The 15,550-nt window shown below is 58.3% G+C and carries 13 protein-coding genes and 1 pseudogene; 9 read left to right on the top strand and 5 right to left on the bottom strand.

The features are described from left to right. A partial coding sequence (locus tag C9413_RS13825; protein ID WP_170250561.1) for an NADH:flavin oxidoreductase occupies positions 1-1,752 on the bottom strand: 1,752 nt, incomplete at its 3' end. A gap of 147 nt (positions 1,753-1,899) precedes the next feature. Between C9413_RS13825 and C9413_RS13820 the strand changes: the two genes are divergently transcribed. From C9413_RS13820 to C9413_RS13800, 5 genes are all read left to right on the top strand, one after another. After that, positions 1,900-2,529 (top strand): TetR/AcrR family transcriptional regulator, encoded by a 630-nt coding sequence (locus C9413_RS13820; RefSeq protein ID WP_040115859.1) that lies wholly within the window; start codon positions 1,900-1,902, stop codon positions 2,527-2,529. A 10-nt stretch (positions 2,530-2,539) separates the two neighbouring features. Then, positions 2,540-3,334 carry a pyrroline-5-carboxylate reductase dimerization domain-containing protein gene (locus tag C9413_RS13815; RefSeq protein WP_040116652.1) on the top strand — a complete coding sequence of 265 codons (795 nt, stop codon included), beginning with the start codon at positions 2,540-2,542 and terminating at the stop codon, positions 3,332-3,334. 66 nt (positions 3,335-3,400) lie between these two features. After that, positions 3,401-4,402, top strand: a complete 1,002-nt coding sequence (locus tag C9413_RS13810) for an ABC transporter substrate-binding protein (RefSeq protein WP_040115860.1) — start codon at positions 3,401-3,403, stop codon at positions 4,400-4,402. 94 nt (positions 4,403-4,496) lie between these two features. Beyond that, the gene (locus C9413_RS13805) at positions 4,497-5,384 is read left to right on the top strand and encodes a proline/glycine betaine ABC transporter permease (protein WP_040115861.1); all 888 of its coding nucleotides are present in this window, start codon (positions 4,497-4,499) and stop codon (positions 5,382-5,384) included. Then, positions 5,377-6,417 carry a glycine betaine/L-proline ABC transporter ATP-binding protein gene (locus tag C9413_RS13800; protein WP_040115862.1) on the top strand — a complete coding sequence of 347 codons (1,041 nt, stop codon included), beginning with the start codon at positions 5,377-5,379 and terminating at the stop codon, positions 6,415-6,417. Before C9413_RS13805 ends, C9413_RS13800 begins: the two co-directional genes overlap by 8 nt. A 158-nt stretch (positions 6,418-6,575) precedes the next feature. On the opposite strand, the gene C9413_RS13795 is transcribed toward C9413_RS13800, so the two are convergent. Continuing rightward, positions 6,576-7,226, bottom strand: coding sequence for a GntR family transcriptional regulator (locus C9413_RS13795; RefSeq protein ID WP_040115863.1), 651 nt, complete (start codon positions 7,224-7,226; stop codon positions 6,576-6,578). Between the two features lie 159 nt (positions 7,227-7,385). Between C9413_RS13795 and C9413_RS13790 the strand changes: the two are divergent. From C9413_RS13790 to C9413_RS13780, 3 genes and pseudogenes are all read left to right on the top strand, one after another. After that, positions 7,386-8,770 (top strand): annotated as a pseudogene (locus C9413_RS13790) (malonyl-CoA decarboxylase); the annotation flags it as partial. A gap of 24 nt (positions 8,771-8,794) precedes the next feature. Next, positions 8,795-10,309 (top strand): malonyl-CoA synthase, encoded by a 1,515-nt coding sequence (locus tag C9413_RS13785; protein ID WP_170250560.1) that lies wholly within the window; start codon positions 8,795-8,797, stop codon positions 10,307-10,309. A gap of 96 nt (positions 10,310-10,405) precedes the next feature. Next, positions 10,406-11,752 (top strand): SLC13 family permease, encoded by a 1,347-nt coding sequence (locus tag C9413_RS13780; protein WP_040115866.1) that lies wholly within the window; start codon positions 10,406-10,408, stop codon positions 11,750-11,752. Between the two features lie 715 nt (positions 11,753-12,467). On the opposite strand, the gene C9413_RS13775 is transcribed toward C9413_RS13780, so the two are convergent. The 3 genes from C9413_RS13775 to C9413_RS13765 form a co-directional block, all read right to left on the bottom strand. Beyond that, a complete protein-coding gene (locus C9413_RS13775; protein WP_040115867.1) occupies positions 12,468-13,358 on the bottom strand; it encodes a dihydrodipicolinate synthase family protein in 891 nt (296 codons plus the stop codon). Between the two features lie 16 nt (positions 13,359-13,374). Next, the gene (locus C9413_RS13770) at positions 13,375-14,013 is read right to left on the bottom strand and encodes a LysE family translocator (RefSeq protein ID WP_040115868.1); all 639 of its coding nucleotides are present in this window, start codon (positions 14,011-14,013) and stop codon (positions 13,375-13,377) included. Positions 14,014-14,189: 176 nt separating this feature from the next. Then, complete coding sequence (locus C9413_RS13765) at positions 14,190-14,798, bottom strand: LysE/ArgO family amino acid transporter (RefSeq protein WP_040115869.1); 609 nt, start codon at positions 14,796-14,798, stop codon at positions 14,190-14,192. Between the two features lie 96 nt (positions 14,799-14,894). Here C9413_RS13765 and C9413_RS13760 point away from each other — a divergent pair. Next, positions 14,895-15,550 (top strand): LysR family transcriptional regulator ArgP (locus C9413_RS13760; RefSeq protein ID WP_170250559.1); only part of this gene is annotated, 656 nt, incomplete at its 3' end.

Here is a 15,550-nt window from a genome sequence, read left to right as displayed (position 1 = left end):
AATGAGCTGATTGCCGTGCTTTTCGACCGCTTCAAGCCTGAAGGTCACCGTGAAGGTGACGTCGAGGTTCTGCAGCGAACGCATATAGGGCACGAGGTTCATCGCCATGACTTCCGGGGCGAAGGAACGGTCAGGTGTCATGATTTCCACCTTGGCGCCCGCCTTGGCAATGAACTCGGCAGCCTGCAGCCCTGCGTGGTCGCCCGCGTCATCGAAGATAAGAACGTTCGTTCCTGGTTTCACGTCACCCGAAATGATGTCCCAGGCCGAGATGACAAGTTCATTACCTGTGGAGAGGACGTCAGTATGCGGCATCCCACCGGTGGCGATGATCACCACGTCGGGCCTCTCCGCCTCCACCGTGTCGGCTTCTGCCCAGGTGTTGAAACGGAAGACCACACCGTACTTCTCGCACTGGTTCATCCGCCAGTCGATAATGCTGATCATTTCCCTGCGGCGCTCGCTTTGGGCCGTTAAGCGGATTTGACCGCCGGGATCGTTGGCCGCCTCGAATACGACGACGTCGTGGCCGCGCTCGGCTGCAACCCTTGCGGCTTCCAGCCCCCCCGGGCCTGCGCCGACGACGACAACTTTCTTACGAACGTTCGCCTTTTTGACCACATGCGGCATAGTCAGCTCGCGGCCGGTCGCGGCATTGTGGATGCAATAGGCCGCCCCACCCTGGTAAATGCGGTCCAAACAGTAGTTGGCGCCGACGCAGGGACGGATGTCCTCTTCGCGCTTCTCCATGATTTTGCGAACGATGTGCGGGTCCGTCATATGAGCGCGGGTCATACCGACCATATCGACCTTGCCCGACGCAATCGCATGGCGGGCAGTTGCAACATCCGGGATTTTGGCGGCGTGGAAGGTGGGGAAATCCGTCGCGGCGCGAATCTCACCGGCAAAATCGAGATGCGGGGAGTTCGCCATACCCTGGATCGGGATGACATCTGTGAGGCCGGCGTCGGTGTCGATATGACCGCGGATCACATTCAAGTAGTCAATAAGGCCGCTTTTTTTGAGGCGCTTGGAAATTTCGAGTCCCTCAGCCTTGCCGGTGCCGCCGGGAAGACATTCATCAGCGGTGTAGCGTATTCCCAGAATGAAGTCCTCTCCGACCCGTTTCCGGATCGCCTTTAGAACATCCAGACAGAAACGCATGCGATTGTCGAGCGAACCACCGTAAGGACCTTCGAGTTCGTTGGTCAGCGGGGACGCGAATTGGTCAAGCAGGTGTCCATAGGCCTCCAGTTCGACGCCATCCATGCCCCCGGCCTTCATGCGTTCTGCAGCGTCGGCAAAGTCCTTTATGATGCGCTCGATGTCCCAATCTTCGATCTTCTTGGGGAAAGCCCGGTGTGAGGCCTCGCGCTGATGCGACGGTGCGACAACGGGGAGCCAGTCGCCCTTGTCCCAGCGCGTCCGACGGCCGAGGTGCGTGAGCTGGATCATGATCGCCGCCCCTTCCTCATGGACCGCATCGGTCATTGCCTTCAGCCCCGGCACGATCTCGTCCTTGTAGGCGAGCAGGTTGTTGAAGACGGGCGGACTGTCTTTCGAAACAGCCGCAGAGCCGGCCGTCATCGTCATGGCGACGCCGCCCTTTGCCCTTTCTACGGTGTAGGCGAGATAGCGCTCCTTGGGCATACCATCGGCAGGGTATGCTGGCTCGTGCGACGTTACGATGATGCGGTTGCGAAGCTTCAGGTGCTTGAGCTGATAAGGCTGAAGGAGAGGATCGTTCGACATCTGTCGGGCTCCGGACTAGGACGGTTGTGCTAGACGCTATGCGGAAATGTACATACGTGTCAACATACAAAACACTAAGGTCATTGTTGTCGACATATGTGTACATTTTTCTTGTGTCGGGTTTCATTTTTTGTTAGGAGGTCAATCATGGAGCAGGCTTTGAACGATACCGGTTGGCGCGGATCGCAGGAGGGATGGCTGGAAGCGGCCTACGAATCTCTGCTGGAGTCGGGCGTTGATTCAGTGAAAATTCTTCCCTTGGCCAAGAAACTCAACCTTTCTCGGACGAGCTTCTACTGGTTCTTCAAGGATCGCGAAGAATTGCTTGCCGGCCTGATTGCGCGCTGGCGAGAAAAAAACACCGGAAATATAATAAAGCAGAGCGAAGCCTACGCAGAATCACTTGCCGAGGCCATGCTGAACGTTTTTGATTGCTGGCTCGATCAGAATTTGTTTGACTCCAAGTTCGAATTTGCAGTGCGCAGTTGGGCGCTGCAATCGGAAGAGATTCTTTTCGAGGTCCAAAAGGCAGATCAAGTTCGGCTTGAGGCGCTCAAGCGAATGTTCATGCGCTTTGGATTCGAGGAAACAACAGCCGACGTCCGGGCCCGGACGACCTATCTCGTTCAGATCGGCTACATCTCGATGCAGTCCCGCGAAGAGATCGCGGTGCGAATGAAGCGTATTCCCGAATATATCGCGATCTACACCGGCCAGATACCCCAGCAAAGAGAGCTAGACCGCTTCTTTGCCAGGCATGGCCATAAACCGAAATGAGATGAAGCGGATGCAGGACTCACTCAGGATCGGCGTGATCGGTGGCGGAGGGTGGCTTGGGAAAGCCCTTGCCTGCGCGATACTCAACAAGGGCGTTGTTGACCACGCAGGACTCACGCTCTCCTATCGGCATGCGAGGCCCGCGTCTTTTCCGAACGTTCACTGCACGCAAAACAACCAGGAGCTTGCGGATCGATCGGACGTGATCATCGTTTCTGTCCGTCCGGCCGATTGGCCGTCTCTGTCGGTCGACGCCCACGGCAAACTCGTCATCTCTGTTATGGCGGGCATCCGCCTGGACCAGCTTGCGGCAAATCATCAAACGGGCCGCGTTGTCCGCGCCCTACCCAACGCCGCGGCAGAAGTTGGCAGATCCTATACGCCCTGGATTGCATCAGGTGACATGGACGAGGCCGATCGAAGCATCGCACGTCGTATCTTTCGTGCGTTTGGCGTCGAAGATGAGGTAAATGGCGAAAGCGATATTGACTATTTGACTGGCTTGTCCGGGTCGGGGCCTGCGTTTCCGGCGCTGTTCGCCGCCGCCATGATGAAAGATGCCGTCGACCACGGCCTTCCCACAGATATCGCACGGCGCGCCGTGAACACGGTGCTGATAGGGGCCGGGGCTTTGCTTGAGCATCAAGATGACTGTCCGAACAACGTCGTCAATTCGTTTCTCGACTATCGGGGTACGACCGCAGCGGCGATCGAGGCGATGCGCGCTTTTGGCCTGGAAGCCACCGTTTCGGAAGGACTTTCGGCGGCATTTAAAAAATCGGTGAGTATGGGAGGCGCCTCCTGACGACCGCATGAGCGGGCTAACGCAGCGCCCCGCTTCAAAAAGCGCCGCTCAACAAAGGGAACGATAATGGACAAACTCCTTGCATCAACATGCCTGATGTTCGGCCTTCTCGGCGGAACATCGCTTGTCAGCGCCGCAGAATGTGGAAGCGTGACGATCGCCAGCATGAACTGGCAAAGCGCAGAGGTTCTTTCAAACCTCGACAAGATTATTCTGAATGAAGGCTATGGATGTAGCGCCGACATCACCGTTGGCGACACGGTTCCGACCATCACTTCGATGGCAGAGAAGGGCCAGCCGGATATCGCGCCCGAAGCTTGGATCGATCTTCTGCCGGATGTCGTGAAGAAAGGAACGGAAGACGGTCAGATCATTCAAGTCGGCTCCCCTCTTCCCGATGGCGGCGTTCAAGGCTGGTGGATTCCCAAATATCTTGCCGAGGCTCATCCCGACCTCAAGACGATCCCCGACATGCTGAAACATCCCGAACTTGTCCCCGATGCGGAGGATTCGAAGAAGGGCGCGATTTTCAACGGTCCCCAGGGTTGGGGAGGAACGATCGTCACCTCGCAGCTCTACAAGGCTTTCGACGCTGACAAGGCGGGCTTCACCCTTGTTGACACTGGTTCGGCCGCCGGCCTCGATGGGGCGATTGCAAAAGCCTATGAGCGCCAGCAGGGCTTTGCGACGTATTATTGGGCGCCCACTGCGCTACTGGGCAAGTATGAGATGGTAAAGCTGGATGCCGGTGTGCCCCATGATGCGGCCGAATGGAAGCGCTGCAACACCGTGGCCGATTGCCCTGATCCGAAGCCGAACGCCTGGCCTGTCGACAAGGTCGTAACCCTGGTGGCGAAACCATTTTCGCAAAAGGTCGGTCCTGAGGTCATGACCTACCTCGAAAAGCGCTCCTGGAGCAATGACACGGTCGGCAAGCTGATGGCCTGGATGACTGAAAATCAAGCGTCCGGCGAAGATGGTGCGAAACACTTCCTGAAAGAAAACAAGGACCTGTGGACCAAGTGGGTCTCGCCTGAAGCAGCAGAGAAGATCGAAGCTTCTCTGTAAGTCCTGTGTGCGGTGCGTATCCATGCGCACCGCACACGTAAACGCCGAAAATAAGAAGAATTTGGCCGGCTCTTTTTAAGAAAAGGGGAACCGCATGGAATGGTTTTACAAATTCCCGCACATGGATGATGACGCTCTTCGCAATCTCAAGAAGGCGATAGACGACGGATTTAGATCATTTACCCGCGCTTACGGTGAAGGTATCGAAAACATGTTCTCGCCGCTGCAGCACTTCCTGATGGCCGCAGAGCGTTTCATGACGCAGACGCCATGGCCGATTATTACGCTGATGATTTTAGCCATCGCGTGGGCCGGCAGCCGAAGCGTCAAGGTGGTCTTGGGCTGTCTTCTGACATTGCTGGCAATCGGCTACCTCGACATGTGGGACGACACCATGCGGACCATCTCGATGATCCTGGTCTGCACCATCTTGTCCATCGCTATCGGAATCCCGATTGGAATCCTCATGTCGCGGTCGGACCGGGTCCAGAGAGTGGTCAATCCACTCCTTGACGTGATGCAGACGATGCCCAGCTTCGTCTACCTGATACCTGTGGTGATGCTGCTTGGCATCGGACGCGTGCCAGGACTTATCGCAGTCGTGATCTATGCGATACCTCCGATGATCCGATTGACCAACCTTGGCATCCGCCTCGTTGACAAGGATGTGCTGGAAGCGGCCGATGCTTTTGGCTCCTCAAGCTGGCAAAAGCTCAGAAATGTTCAACTCCCCCTGGCGCTGCCGACGATTATGGCCGGAATCAACCAGACGATCATGATGGCGCTTGCCATGGTGGTTATCGCCTCGATGATCGGGGTGCAGGGCCTAGGTCAGCCTGTTCTCAAGGCCATCGCCAATCAGTATTTTACACTGGGGATCTTCAATGGACTCGCCATCGTCGGCATCGCAATCATCTTCGACCGGGTCAGCCAGGCATACGGACACCGCCTGCAGAAGCACCGGGAGGTGGTCCATGGCTGATGAACGCTTCGAAGGGATTAAAATACGCAACCTTTACAAGATCTTCGGGCCTAACGGCGCGGCCTATGTCGACGCCGTCCGGAACGGTCTCAGCAAAGCCGAACTGAACGAAAGGCACGGACACGTGCTTGGTCTGAAAGATATTAACATCGAGATGCCGGCTGGTTGCGTTCAGGTGATCATGGGCCTGTCGGGCTCCGGAAAGTCCACGTTGATCAGGCATATCAACCGTTTGATCGATCCGACTGCAGGCGAGATCCTGGTGAAGGGTGTCGACGTAGTCAAGATGAACGCCGCGCAATTGCAGGAGTTTCGTCGCCACCAGACGGCAATGGTGTTTCAGAAATTCGCGCTGCTTCCGCATCGCAACGTGCTTGAAAACGCGATCTACGGATTGGAAGTCCAAGGTGTCCCTCGCGCCAAAGGCGTCGAGACCGCCATGCGATGGATCGAGCGCGTCGGACTGAACGGATTCGAACAGAAATATCCCAATCAGCTTTCAGGTGGCATGCAGCAACGCGTCGGCCTTGCCCGCGCGCTCGCCAACGACGCGCCGGTCCTGCTGATGGACGAAGCATACTCGGCACTCGATCCGCTGATCAGAATGGACATGCAGACCGTCCTGCTTGACCTGCAAAAGGAGATCAAAAAGACGATCGTATTCATCACTCACGATCTCGATGAGGCCCTCCGCCTGGGTGACCAGATAGCCATTCTTCGGGACGGCGAGGTCATTCAGCAAGGCACCAGCCAGGACATCGTCCTTAGACCGGCCGACGAATACATCGCCAACTTCGTGAAGGAGGTCAATCGGGGACGGGTGATCCACGTGGATGCGATTATGACGCCGGCCGAACCGGGACACCGGCCGAACGGCACGAACATAGCATCGGGAACGACAATCGAAGATGCAATGAGGATATTGACCGATCGACGCGCCGATGAGGACGCCGCCGTAATGGATTCGACGGGAGCGGCCATCGGCACCCTTAACCTTCGACAACTGGCCTCGGCGATCGTCACTCCTCATTGAACGGGCCGCGCCGGACGGCGCGGCCCCTCTTGGCCGACATTTGACCCATGCCAGCCGAAATGGCCGACGAAACTGCGTCCCATGCCTTTTCAGGCTGCGCAGGGATTCCAGAACGCACAGAAATACCGGTGGCGCCAGCTTGCTGCCTTCGACCTGTGTCACCGTGCCGTCATGCTGGCGACCAGATCACTGAACCTCTCGCCTTGTATTCCGACATGTGCCCGCAATAGACGGCGAGCCTCCTCGCAGTTTCCGGAAAAAATTGCATCGACAATGGTGCAATGTTCGGAAAAGGACGTCGACAAGCGGTTTCGTACACGTAGCTGAAGCCGCCGATAAGGCCGCAGACGCCGATGCAGTTGCAGGCACTGCTCCTCAAGGAACTCGCTGCGGCTTGCTGCGTAGATGGCCTTATGGAATTCCTCGTTGTCGTAATAATAGGCGTCGCTGTCGCCGGCCCCGGCCGACAGCTCACAGCGCCTATGGGCAGCCGTGATTGCCGCGCGAGATTCGTCATCCAGCCGGCGGGCAGCGAGCGATCCAGCCAGACCTTCGAGCTCTGCCATGACCTCAAACATCTCGAAAATTCTGTGCGGCGCCGGATCGATGACGACCGCCCCGCGGCGCGGGCGAATCTCGACAAGCCCAATCGCATTGAGCTGCATCAGCGCTTCGCGGACGGGTGTCCGAGATACACCGAACCGGGTGGCCAACACCATTTCGTCCAGCCGTTCGCCGGGCGCGAACTCATTGGAAAGAATAGAGTTTTCAATCTCGTCTCGAAGCCACCTGCCAACGTTTTCAGACATGCGTTCCACCTTGATAATACCAAAATCAGCTTCTTGTATACACAATGATTGACATTGTACGCGATATGCGCCAGTTTAAATACTATACCGCGATGCCTCGGAAATGAGAACGGGGCGATCCGGACGCCTTTACCGCCGCGAAGCAGGGAGGAGAATGGCATGCCTGGAACCTCATTTTTCAGCGACATGCTGCAAAACATCACGGATCGCGGACGCAAGCTTTTGTTTGCGGATTCGCGCACGCCCGCGGATGCGACAAAAGTCGATTTTGAAACCCTCTGCGAAATGCTGATGTCGAGCCGCGGCGAGGCGTCCGGGATGGCCATTGCTGCCGAGATCCTCGATCGGTGGAGTAAACTTGAAGCCGACGGCGTGCGGCAGTTTCTGCAAATGCTCTATGACAGGTTCGGGCCAGACACGGCCAAACTCGATGAGGCAATCGAAACGTATAATGCGGAAAAGAACTCCGAGACGATCACGGCGCTTCATCAGGCAGCTGAACCACGGCGCCAGGAACTCCTGCGCCGATTGAACCAAGCGCCCAATGGTACGGCCAAGCTGGTCCAGATGCGTCAGCAACTTCTCGCTTTAGCCGCGCAAGCGGACGAATATCGCGCCATCGACACTGACTTTGCCCACCTCTTCGGCTCCTGGTTCAATCGCGGCTTTCTCACACTTCGGCCAATCGACTGGTCGACGCCGGCTCACATTCTCGAAAAGATCATCAAATACGAAGCCGTGCACGAGATCGCCAGTTGGGAGGAGTTGCGCCGCCGCCTGGCGCCAGCCGACCGTCGCTGCTTTGCCTTTTTCCATCCTCGCCTCGCAGACGAACCGCTTGTCTTCGTCGAGGTGGCACTCACGCGGTCGGTACCAAACACCATCGCGGACGTGCTCGACGAAGGCAGAGAGCAGATCAACGCCGACGAGGCGACGACGGCTGTCTTCTATTCGATCTCCAATTGCCAGGACGGCCTCCGCGGAATCTCCTTCGGCAACTTTCTGATCAAGCAGGTCGTCGAGGACCTGCGGCGAGACCTGCCCGGATTGAAGAATTTTGTGACGCTCTCGCCCGTTCCAGGCTTTGCCCGCTGGCTCGCCAAAGCGCGTGCCTCGACAGCCGGCCCGCTGCCGTCGGATGCCGATCGCAAGGCCCTGGCGCTACTTGACGATCCGAGATGGGCAGACGACGCGGCGAAGGCGGCTGAGGTGGAGCGCGTGTTGCTGCCGCTTGCGGCGCGCTATTTTTTGATCGAACGCACGCCGCAGGGTCGCCCGCTTGATCCCGTCGCCCGTTTCCATCTGGGCAACGGGGCGCGGCTGGAAAGACTGAATTTTCTCGGCGACCACTCGGCCAGGGCGATGGCACAGGCGCACGGTCTGATGGTCAACTATCTCTACAAGCTCGACGACATCGTAGCCAATCACGAGGCACTTGCGCAACGTGGTGAAGTTGCAGCCTCACCGGCTGTCAAAAATTTCCTCGGCCGGAACGGGGACGCCACAAAGGTCGTCAGGCTTCGCGGACTTTCGCGCGAATCGTGAAACAGCAATTGGAGGAGGGCGACATGAGCAACCATCTTTTCGACGCCATACGGGCCGCCGCACCCGGAAATGCCCCATTCATCCGCATCAATGGCGGACGGATCTGGACCTACGACGAGGCGCTGGACCTTTCTGGCCGCATCGCCAGTGCGATCGACGCCCTCGGAATTCGCCCCGGCGATCGTGTTGCGGTGCAGGTGGAAAAGAGCGCTGAAGCCCTGATCCTCTACCTGGCCTGCCTTCGCTGTGGCGCTGTCTATCTGCCACTGAATACAGCCTACACGCTCGCCGAACTCGACTACTTCATTGGCGATGCCGAACCGCGCCTGGTTGTGGTCTCGCCGGCTCAGCGTGAGGCGGTCGCAACAATTGCGGTGGCGCATGGCGCAATCGTCGAAACGCTTGACGCAGACGGTGCAGGCTCGTTGCTCGATCTAGCACGGGACGAACCGCTTGATTTCGTGGATGCGTCATGTTCGGCAGATGATCTGGCGGCGATCCTTTACACCTCAGGAACCACGGGCCGCTCCAAGGGGGCGATGCTCACGCATGAAAATCTCCTTTCAAACGCCACGACCTTGCGCGATTGCTGGCACGTTACATCCGGCGATCGTCTGATCCACGCATTGCCCATCTTCCACACGCACGGGCTGTTCGTGGCCACCAACGTCACTTTGCTTGCCGGTGCCTCGATGTTCCTGCTGTCGAAATTCGATGCGGACGAGGTCGTGGCGCTGATGCCGCAGGCGACCATGCTGATGGGTGTCCCGACCTTTTACGTGCGCCTCCTGCAGAGCCGCCGCCTCGACAAGCAGGCGGTCGCGAATATGCGCCTCTTCGTTTCTGGTTCGGCGCCCCTGCTTGCCGAAACGCATGTCGAGTTCGAAAAGCGCACCGGTCATGCCATCCTTGAGCGCTACGGGATGACCGAAACCAACATGAACACGTCCAATCCCTATGACGGAGCGCGGATCGCCGGAACGGTCGGCTTGCCGCTTCCTGGAGTGACAGTGCGCGTTACGGATCCGGCCACCGGCGCCGTGCTGCGGCACGATGAAACCGGGATGATCGAAATCAAGGGGCCGAACGTCTTCAAGGGCTACTGGCGAATGCCGGAAAAGACGTTAGCCGAAGTCAACTCCGACGGGTTCTTCATCACCGGCGACCTCGGCATGATCGCCACGGACGGCTATGTCCACATTGTCGGCCGTAGCAAGGACCTGGTGATTTCCGGCGGATACAACATCTACCCCAAGGAGGTCGAAGGCGAGATCGACCAACTCGATGGCGTCGCCGAAAGTGCCGTCATCGGAATTCCTCATCCCGATTTCGGAGAGGGCGTCACGGCCATCGTTGTGCGCAAACCCAATACGGCGCTTGACGAAGGCGCCATTCTTCATGCGCTCCACGACCGGCTCGCACGGTACAAGCAGCCGAAGCGCATCATCTTCGCCGAGGATTTGCCGCGCAATGCCATGGGCAAGGTGCAGAAGAACGTTCTTCGGCAGAGATACGCCGACCTTTACGCAAAAACCTGATCCGCCTGCGCGCCTTCTGGGAGGACGGCGCGCAGACATTTTCAATTGTTGCAAACGAAAAGCTGCCGGCGCGAGAGCGCCGGAGGGAGGGGAATCATGAGCGTCGAAATACTATCCATACTCTTGTTGATCGGCATGTTTGTCGTCGCAACGATCCAGCCAATCAACATGGGCGCACTTGCTTTCGCCTGCACGTTCCTGCTCGGCACGCTGATAATCGGTATGAAAGCCAACGATATCTTCGCAGGCTTTCCGAGCGATCTATTCCTCACTCTGGTCGCCGTGACCTACCTTTTTGCGATCGCGCAGATCAACGGCACCATCGACTGGCTTGTTGAATGCGCCGTCCGCCTGGTCCGAGGGCATGTCGCATGGATCCCCTGGGTGATGTTCCTGGTCGCTGCGGTCATTACCGGCTTTGGAGCGCTGGGGCCGGCAGCCGTGGCCATCCTTGCGCCAGTGGCGCTGAGCTTTGCCGTGCAATACAGGATTCACCCGGTGATGATGGGCCTGATGGTCATCCACGGCGCACAGGCCGGCGGCTTTTCGCCGATCAGTGTCTATGGCGGCATTACCAATCAGATCGTCGCGAAGGCGGGCCTGCCCTTGGCTCCGACATCGCTATTCCTCTCCAGCTTCTTCTTCAATCTGGCGATTGCCGTACTGGTGTTCTTCGTTTTTGGCGGTGCGCGAGTAATGAAGCAGCAATCGGTATTGTTCGGCCCCTTGCCCGAACTGCACCCTGAAGGCGTATCGGCATCGATCAGAGGCCATGGGGGCACGCCCGCAAAGCCGATCAGAGAGCATGCCTACGGCACGGCCGCCGACACAGCTGCAACATTCCGCCTCACCAGCGAGCGGATATCCACCTTGATCGGCTTGACGGCTCTCGGCATCGGTGCCCTGGTCTTCAAGTTCAATGTAGGGCTGGTCGCCATGACTGTCGCAGTTGCTCTCGCGCTGCTGTCACCGAAAACTCAAAAGGCGGCAATAGACAAGGTAAGCTGGTCGACCGTGCTGCTGATTGCCGGCATCATTACCTATGTCGGCGTCATGGAAAAAGCCGGCACGGTCGACTATGTCGCGCAGGGCATTTCAAGTCTCGGCATGCCGCTCCTGGTTGCGCTGCTGCTCTGCTTCACGGGCGCCATCGTCTCGGCCTTTGCATCCTCGACAGCGCTCCTTGGCGCCATCATTCCCTTGGCGGTGCCATTCCTGCTGCAAGGTCATATCAGCGCCGTCGGCGTGGTAGCGGCAATCGCGATCTCGACGACCATCGTTGATACCAGCCCGTTTTCCACCAACGGCGCACTCGTCGTTGCCAACGCCCCGGATGACAAACGCGAGAAGGTGCTGCGTCAACTGCTGATTTACAGCGCCCTGATCGCGATCATCGGGCCGCTGGTTGCCTGGTTGGTCTTCGTCGTGCCTGGGTTCGTCTGACGCAGCGTGCCGCAGCCGAATGCAACTGTCTGCCGACGGTGAAATTGCCGGCGCCCGTCAGATCCTATGGGCGTCGGCACCCAGCCGGGCGCAACTCGGCTAAGCAGCCCACTCCCCTCGCAGTGCCATGCGCGAAAGTCGCGGGCTTGGATACAGACCCGCGGCAACGCCGCTGGCCGGCAACGCCACGGGGGTTCTCGATTCTGCAGTTGCATCGCGCCTTACACGGAATGCGGCTCGGTCAGATCGCCGGATCGTTAGAACATGCGACGAAATACAAAGTCGGTAACGCAAGCGGCCGGCTGCTATGATGAGGCGAAACAGCTTCGGACGGACAGCCGGATCAGTGACCTTAAGACAGCTTTTTTGACACACTCCCGGTCACCACACGAAACACCTGTCCGGAGCCACTGCGTCCCGCGTCCGAAATTACGCGCCAAACAATCGGCGGCCCCAATAGAGCGATATTTGAACTGACGGTCGTATTGCGCAAGCAGATGGGCCAGCCGCTCCAGTGCAGCAATCGGCAGCCCGCCCTCGATGCGCGATATCAACCCGAATGGCGACCGAAGAGCCACCTCCCTTGGCAGGAAAGCCCAAGTACGTTTTCAACGTCTTCAAAGGCCAACATAATCAAATCCTCGGTCCAGATGAGGCTCCTTCCGGCTGCGGAACCATCACGCCTTGGCCAGCTCCCAAATGCGCCTATGTGCGGTCAGATCAAGATACGATCGAGTGCGTCTTTCACTCTTGGCATGTCTGTTGGCGGCAAAGGCAGTATTGGCCGTGGTGGCGCGGCGCGACAAAGGCCAAGGGCGTCAGCTATCGCGTACATTACGCGGAAACTGCCAAACTCCTTGAACAGGCTCCACAAGGGTTGAAAGGCCTGATCGAGGCGTTCGACCTCGCGGGCGTCTCCTGCTTGGGCTGCTCTCGTCAGAGCAACGGCTTCGGAAGGCAACAAGCCAGCGATCACGCTGTACCAGGCGTCGCAGCCCGCCAGCAGTGCGTCGGCTGCGCCCCAATCGCCGCTATAGCCGATTGCGAAGCCATCCGGCGTGCGCCTTCGCAAACGCGTAATTTCAGCCTTAACATTCCCATGGGTGGGAAGCGGCATTTTCACGGCGACAATGTTCGGTGCGCTCGCCAGACGGACGATCAGATCGTCGGTGAAGGTGAAGCGGGTGGTGCTCGGGTTGTTGTAGATGCACAAGGGCAGTTCACCCGCTTCCGCAACGGCCAGAATATGCTGAAAGACCTCCTCGTCCGTCAGGGGAGTATAGGACATGGGAGCCAACAGAAGACCATTCGCTCCCGCCTTCCTGGCATCACGGGCATGGGCCTGCGCCTCGTCGGTTCTCAGCGCGCCGACACCGACGATGACAGGTATCTTCCCGCCAACGCACGCCATTGCCGACTCGACGGCACGCTGTCGCTCGTGTCTCGAAAGAAAAGCGTAACCGCCGGTGCTTCCCAGCAATCCGATCGAGTCGGCGCGGGCCGCGGAAATGCGTTCGAGGAGGCGTGCGAGCGCGGCCGTGTCGACACGTCCGGAGGCATCCGTGGGCGTGATTGAGAAAGCCGAGAGGCCAGTGAAGAGCTTCATGATGCTTTCCCCATACTTACGTGCGCGCCAATAACAGCCGGAGACCGGCAACACCGAAAAACAAGGCCAGTACTCCTTCGATCCAGCGCCTCGCGCGACTGTACAGGCGAACCATGGGTGCGGTCGAGAAAATGACCGCATAGCCGCAAAAGATGGTCACGCTCAACACCGCGCAACCGCCAAGGATCGTCGCAAGCGTGTGCCATGACGAGTTTGGGCCAAGACCCAGCGTCACCAAGGCGATCCACGCAAGGATCGATTTCGGATTGCTAAGGTGCATAAGTAAGCCGCGCCGGTAGAGTTCTGCTCCCGACACCGCGGCACCATTTCGCCCCGTATGCGACACAGCCTGATCGCTCGAAGCAAGTGCCGCTTTACCCGCCTTGAAGGCGAGATAAAGAAGATAAAGACCGCCGAAGATTTTCAGTACGATCAGCGCTTCCGCATAGCGGGTCAAGATTGCTGAGACACCTGTTGCAGCCATCGCACCCCAGAAGATCGAACCGCTGACCACGCCGGCAGCGAGTATGAGGGCTGCACGCCGCCCGTTATGCATCGCCACCCCCATGATCCGCATATTGCTGGGGCCGGGGCTTCCGGCTGCGATCACATAGGCTGTGTAGACAATCAGGAGATGGTGGAGTTCGGCAGTCAATCTGAGGCCCAATCATGCTGTTGGTTGTTACGGAAGGTCGGTCGAAACGTAACGTGCAAACCAGGCGCCTGTCTCTGTCTTTTGGGCGCCACGATCGAATTTTTTATGACGTCGCCAAAAGCGGGATGGCGGATCGTGCACTTTCGACCCCTGCGGACATCCCGGCAGATCCGTGGCTACATCTCCCTCAATAGGTTGAAGGCAATCATCCACATCGTAAAAGTAATGAGGGTTTCCAGGATTCGCCACGATGCCGGCTTCGAGAAGATCGGCCGTAGCCAGGTCGCACCGTAGCCAAGCGAAAAGAAGAACAGAAACGAGCCGGTTGCGGCTCCCGACGCGAACGATACCTCGTATCCCGGAAACCGGGTCGAGATGGTACCAAGCAGCATGACCGTATCAAGGTAGACGTGCGGGTTGAGCCAGGTAAGGGCAAGACAGGTCGCAAGAGTCGCTCGAAAATTCGATAGACCCGCCTCCTGCACCGCCAGCGCTCCCGACGAGCGAAAGGCGGAATAGAGGCTTTTGCCGCCGTACCAGATTAAGAACGCCGCTCCTCCATAGCGCATTGCCGGATCGAGCCAGGGTAGCCATGCGCTGATCTGCCGGAAACTGGTTACGCCCAGCGTGATGAGCACAGCGTCCGACAAACCACAAGCGAGGCAGACGGCGAATACATGCTCGTTGCGCAGGCCCTGGCGCAGCACGAACGCGTTCTGCGCGCCAATCGCGACAATCAGACTAAGCCCCATCATGAGGCCGGTTCCAAAAACCGGAAAGTTCACCTTGAAATGCTCCCGAAATATCGAGACTTTCCGCTATCGTATCCCGACGACTTAGGATAGTTAATGTTGCTAACTCCGATTAAGCAAAACTAACTCATGATCGACTATTCCGCTCTCCGCGCCGTATCCGCGGTCGTTCAAACAGGCAGCTTCGAAAAGGCCGCCGGCATTCTCAACGTCACGCCCTCGGCCGTCTCGCAGCGGGTGAAACAGCTTGAGGAACGTCTTGGCATCGTTCTGGTCGTGCGGGGCACCCCGTGCACTGCAACGGAGAAGGGAGAATGGCTCTGCCGGCACATGGAGAATGTCGGCATGCTCGAAGCAGACCTGTTCAAGCATCTACCCGCCCTTGTCGATCCGGCCAAACCCGAGCCTAGGGTGACGCTGCACATTGCGACGAATGCCGACAGTCTTGGAACATGGTTCCTTACGGCCATGTCCAGTTTCGCCAGACGCTCTGCGTACCTCTTCAATATTGCGATCGATGACGAGGACCATACCGCCGAATGGCTACGGCGCGGGCAGGTGATCGCTGCCGTCTCCAGCCTGGAAAAGCCGGTTCAGGGCTGCCGGCACATGTTTCTCGGCGCGCTCCGCTATCACGCAACGGCGAGCCCCGATTTTGTTTCCCGGCATTTCCCGCAGGGCGTTACGGCAGAGGCTATCGGCAATGCGCCCGCCTTGACCTTCAATCAAAAGGACAGGCTCCAGAGCCGGTGGATACGTCAGGTGCTCGGAGAAGACCTTAGCCC

It is taken from the genome of Rhizobium sp. SEMIA 4085 (assembly GCF_013004495.1).
GTDB lineage: Bacteria > Pseudomonadota > Alphaproteobacteria > Rhizobiales > Rhizobiaceae > Rhizobium > Rhizobium gallicum.
This window is presented reverse-complemented; position numbering and strand designations above follow the sequence as displayed.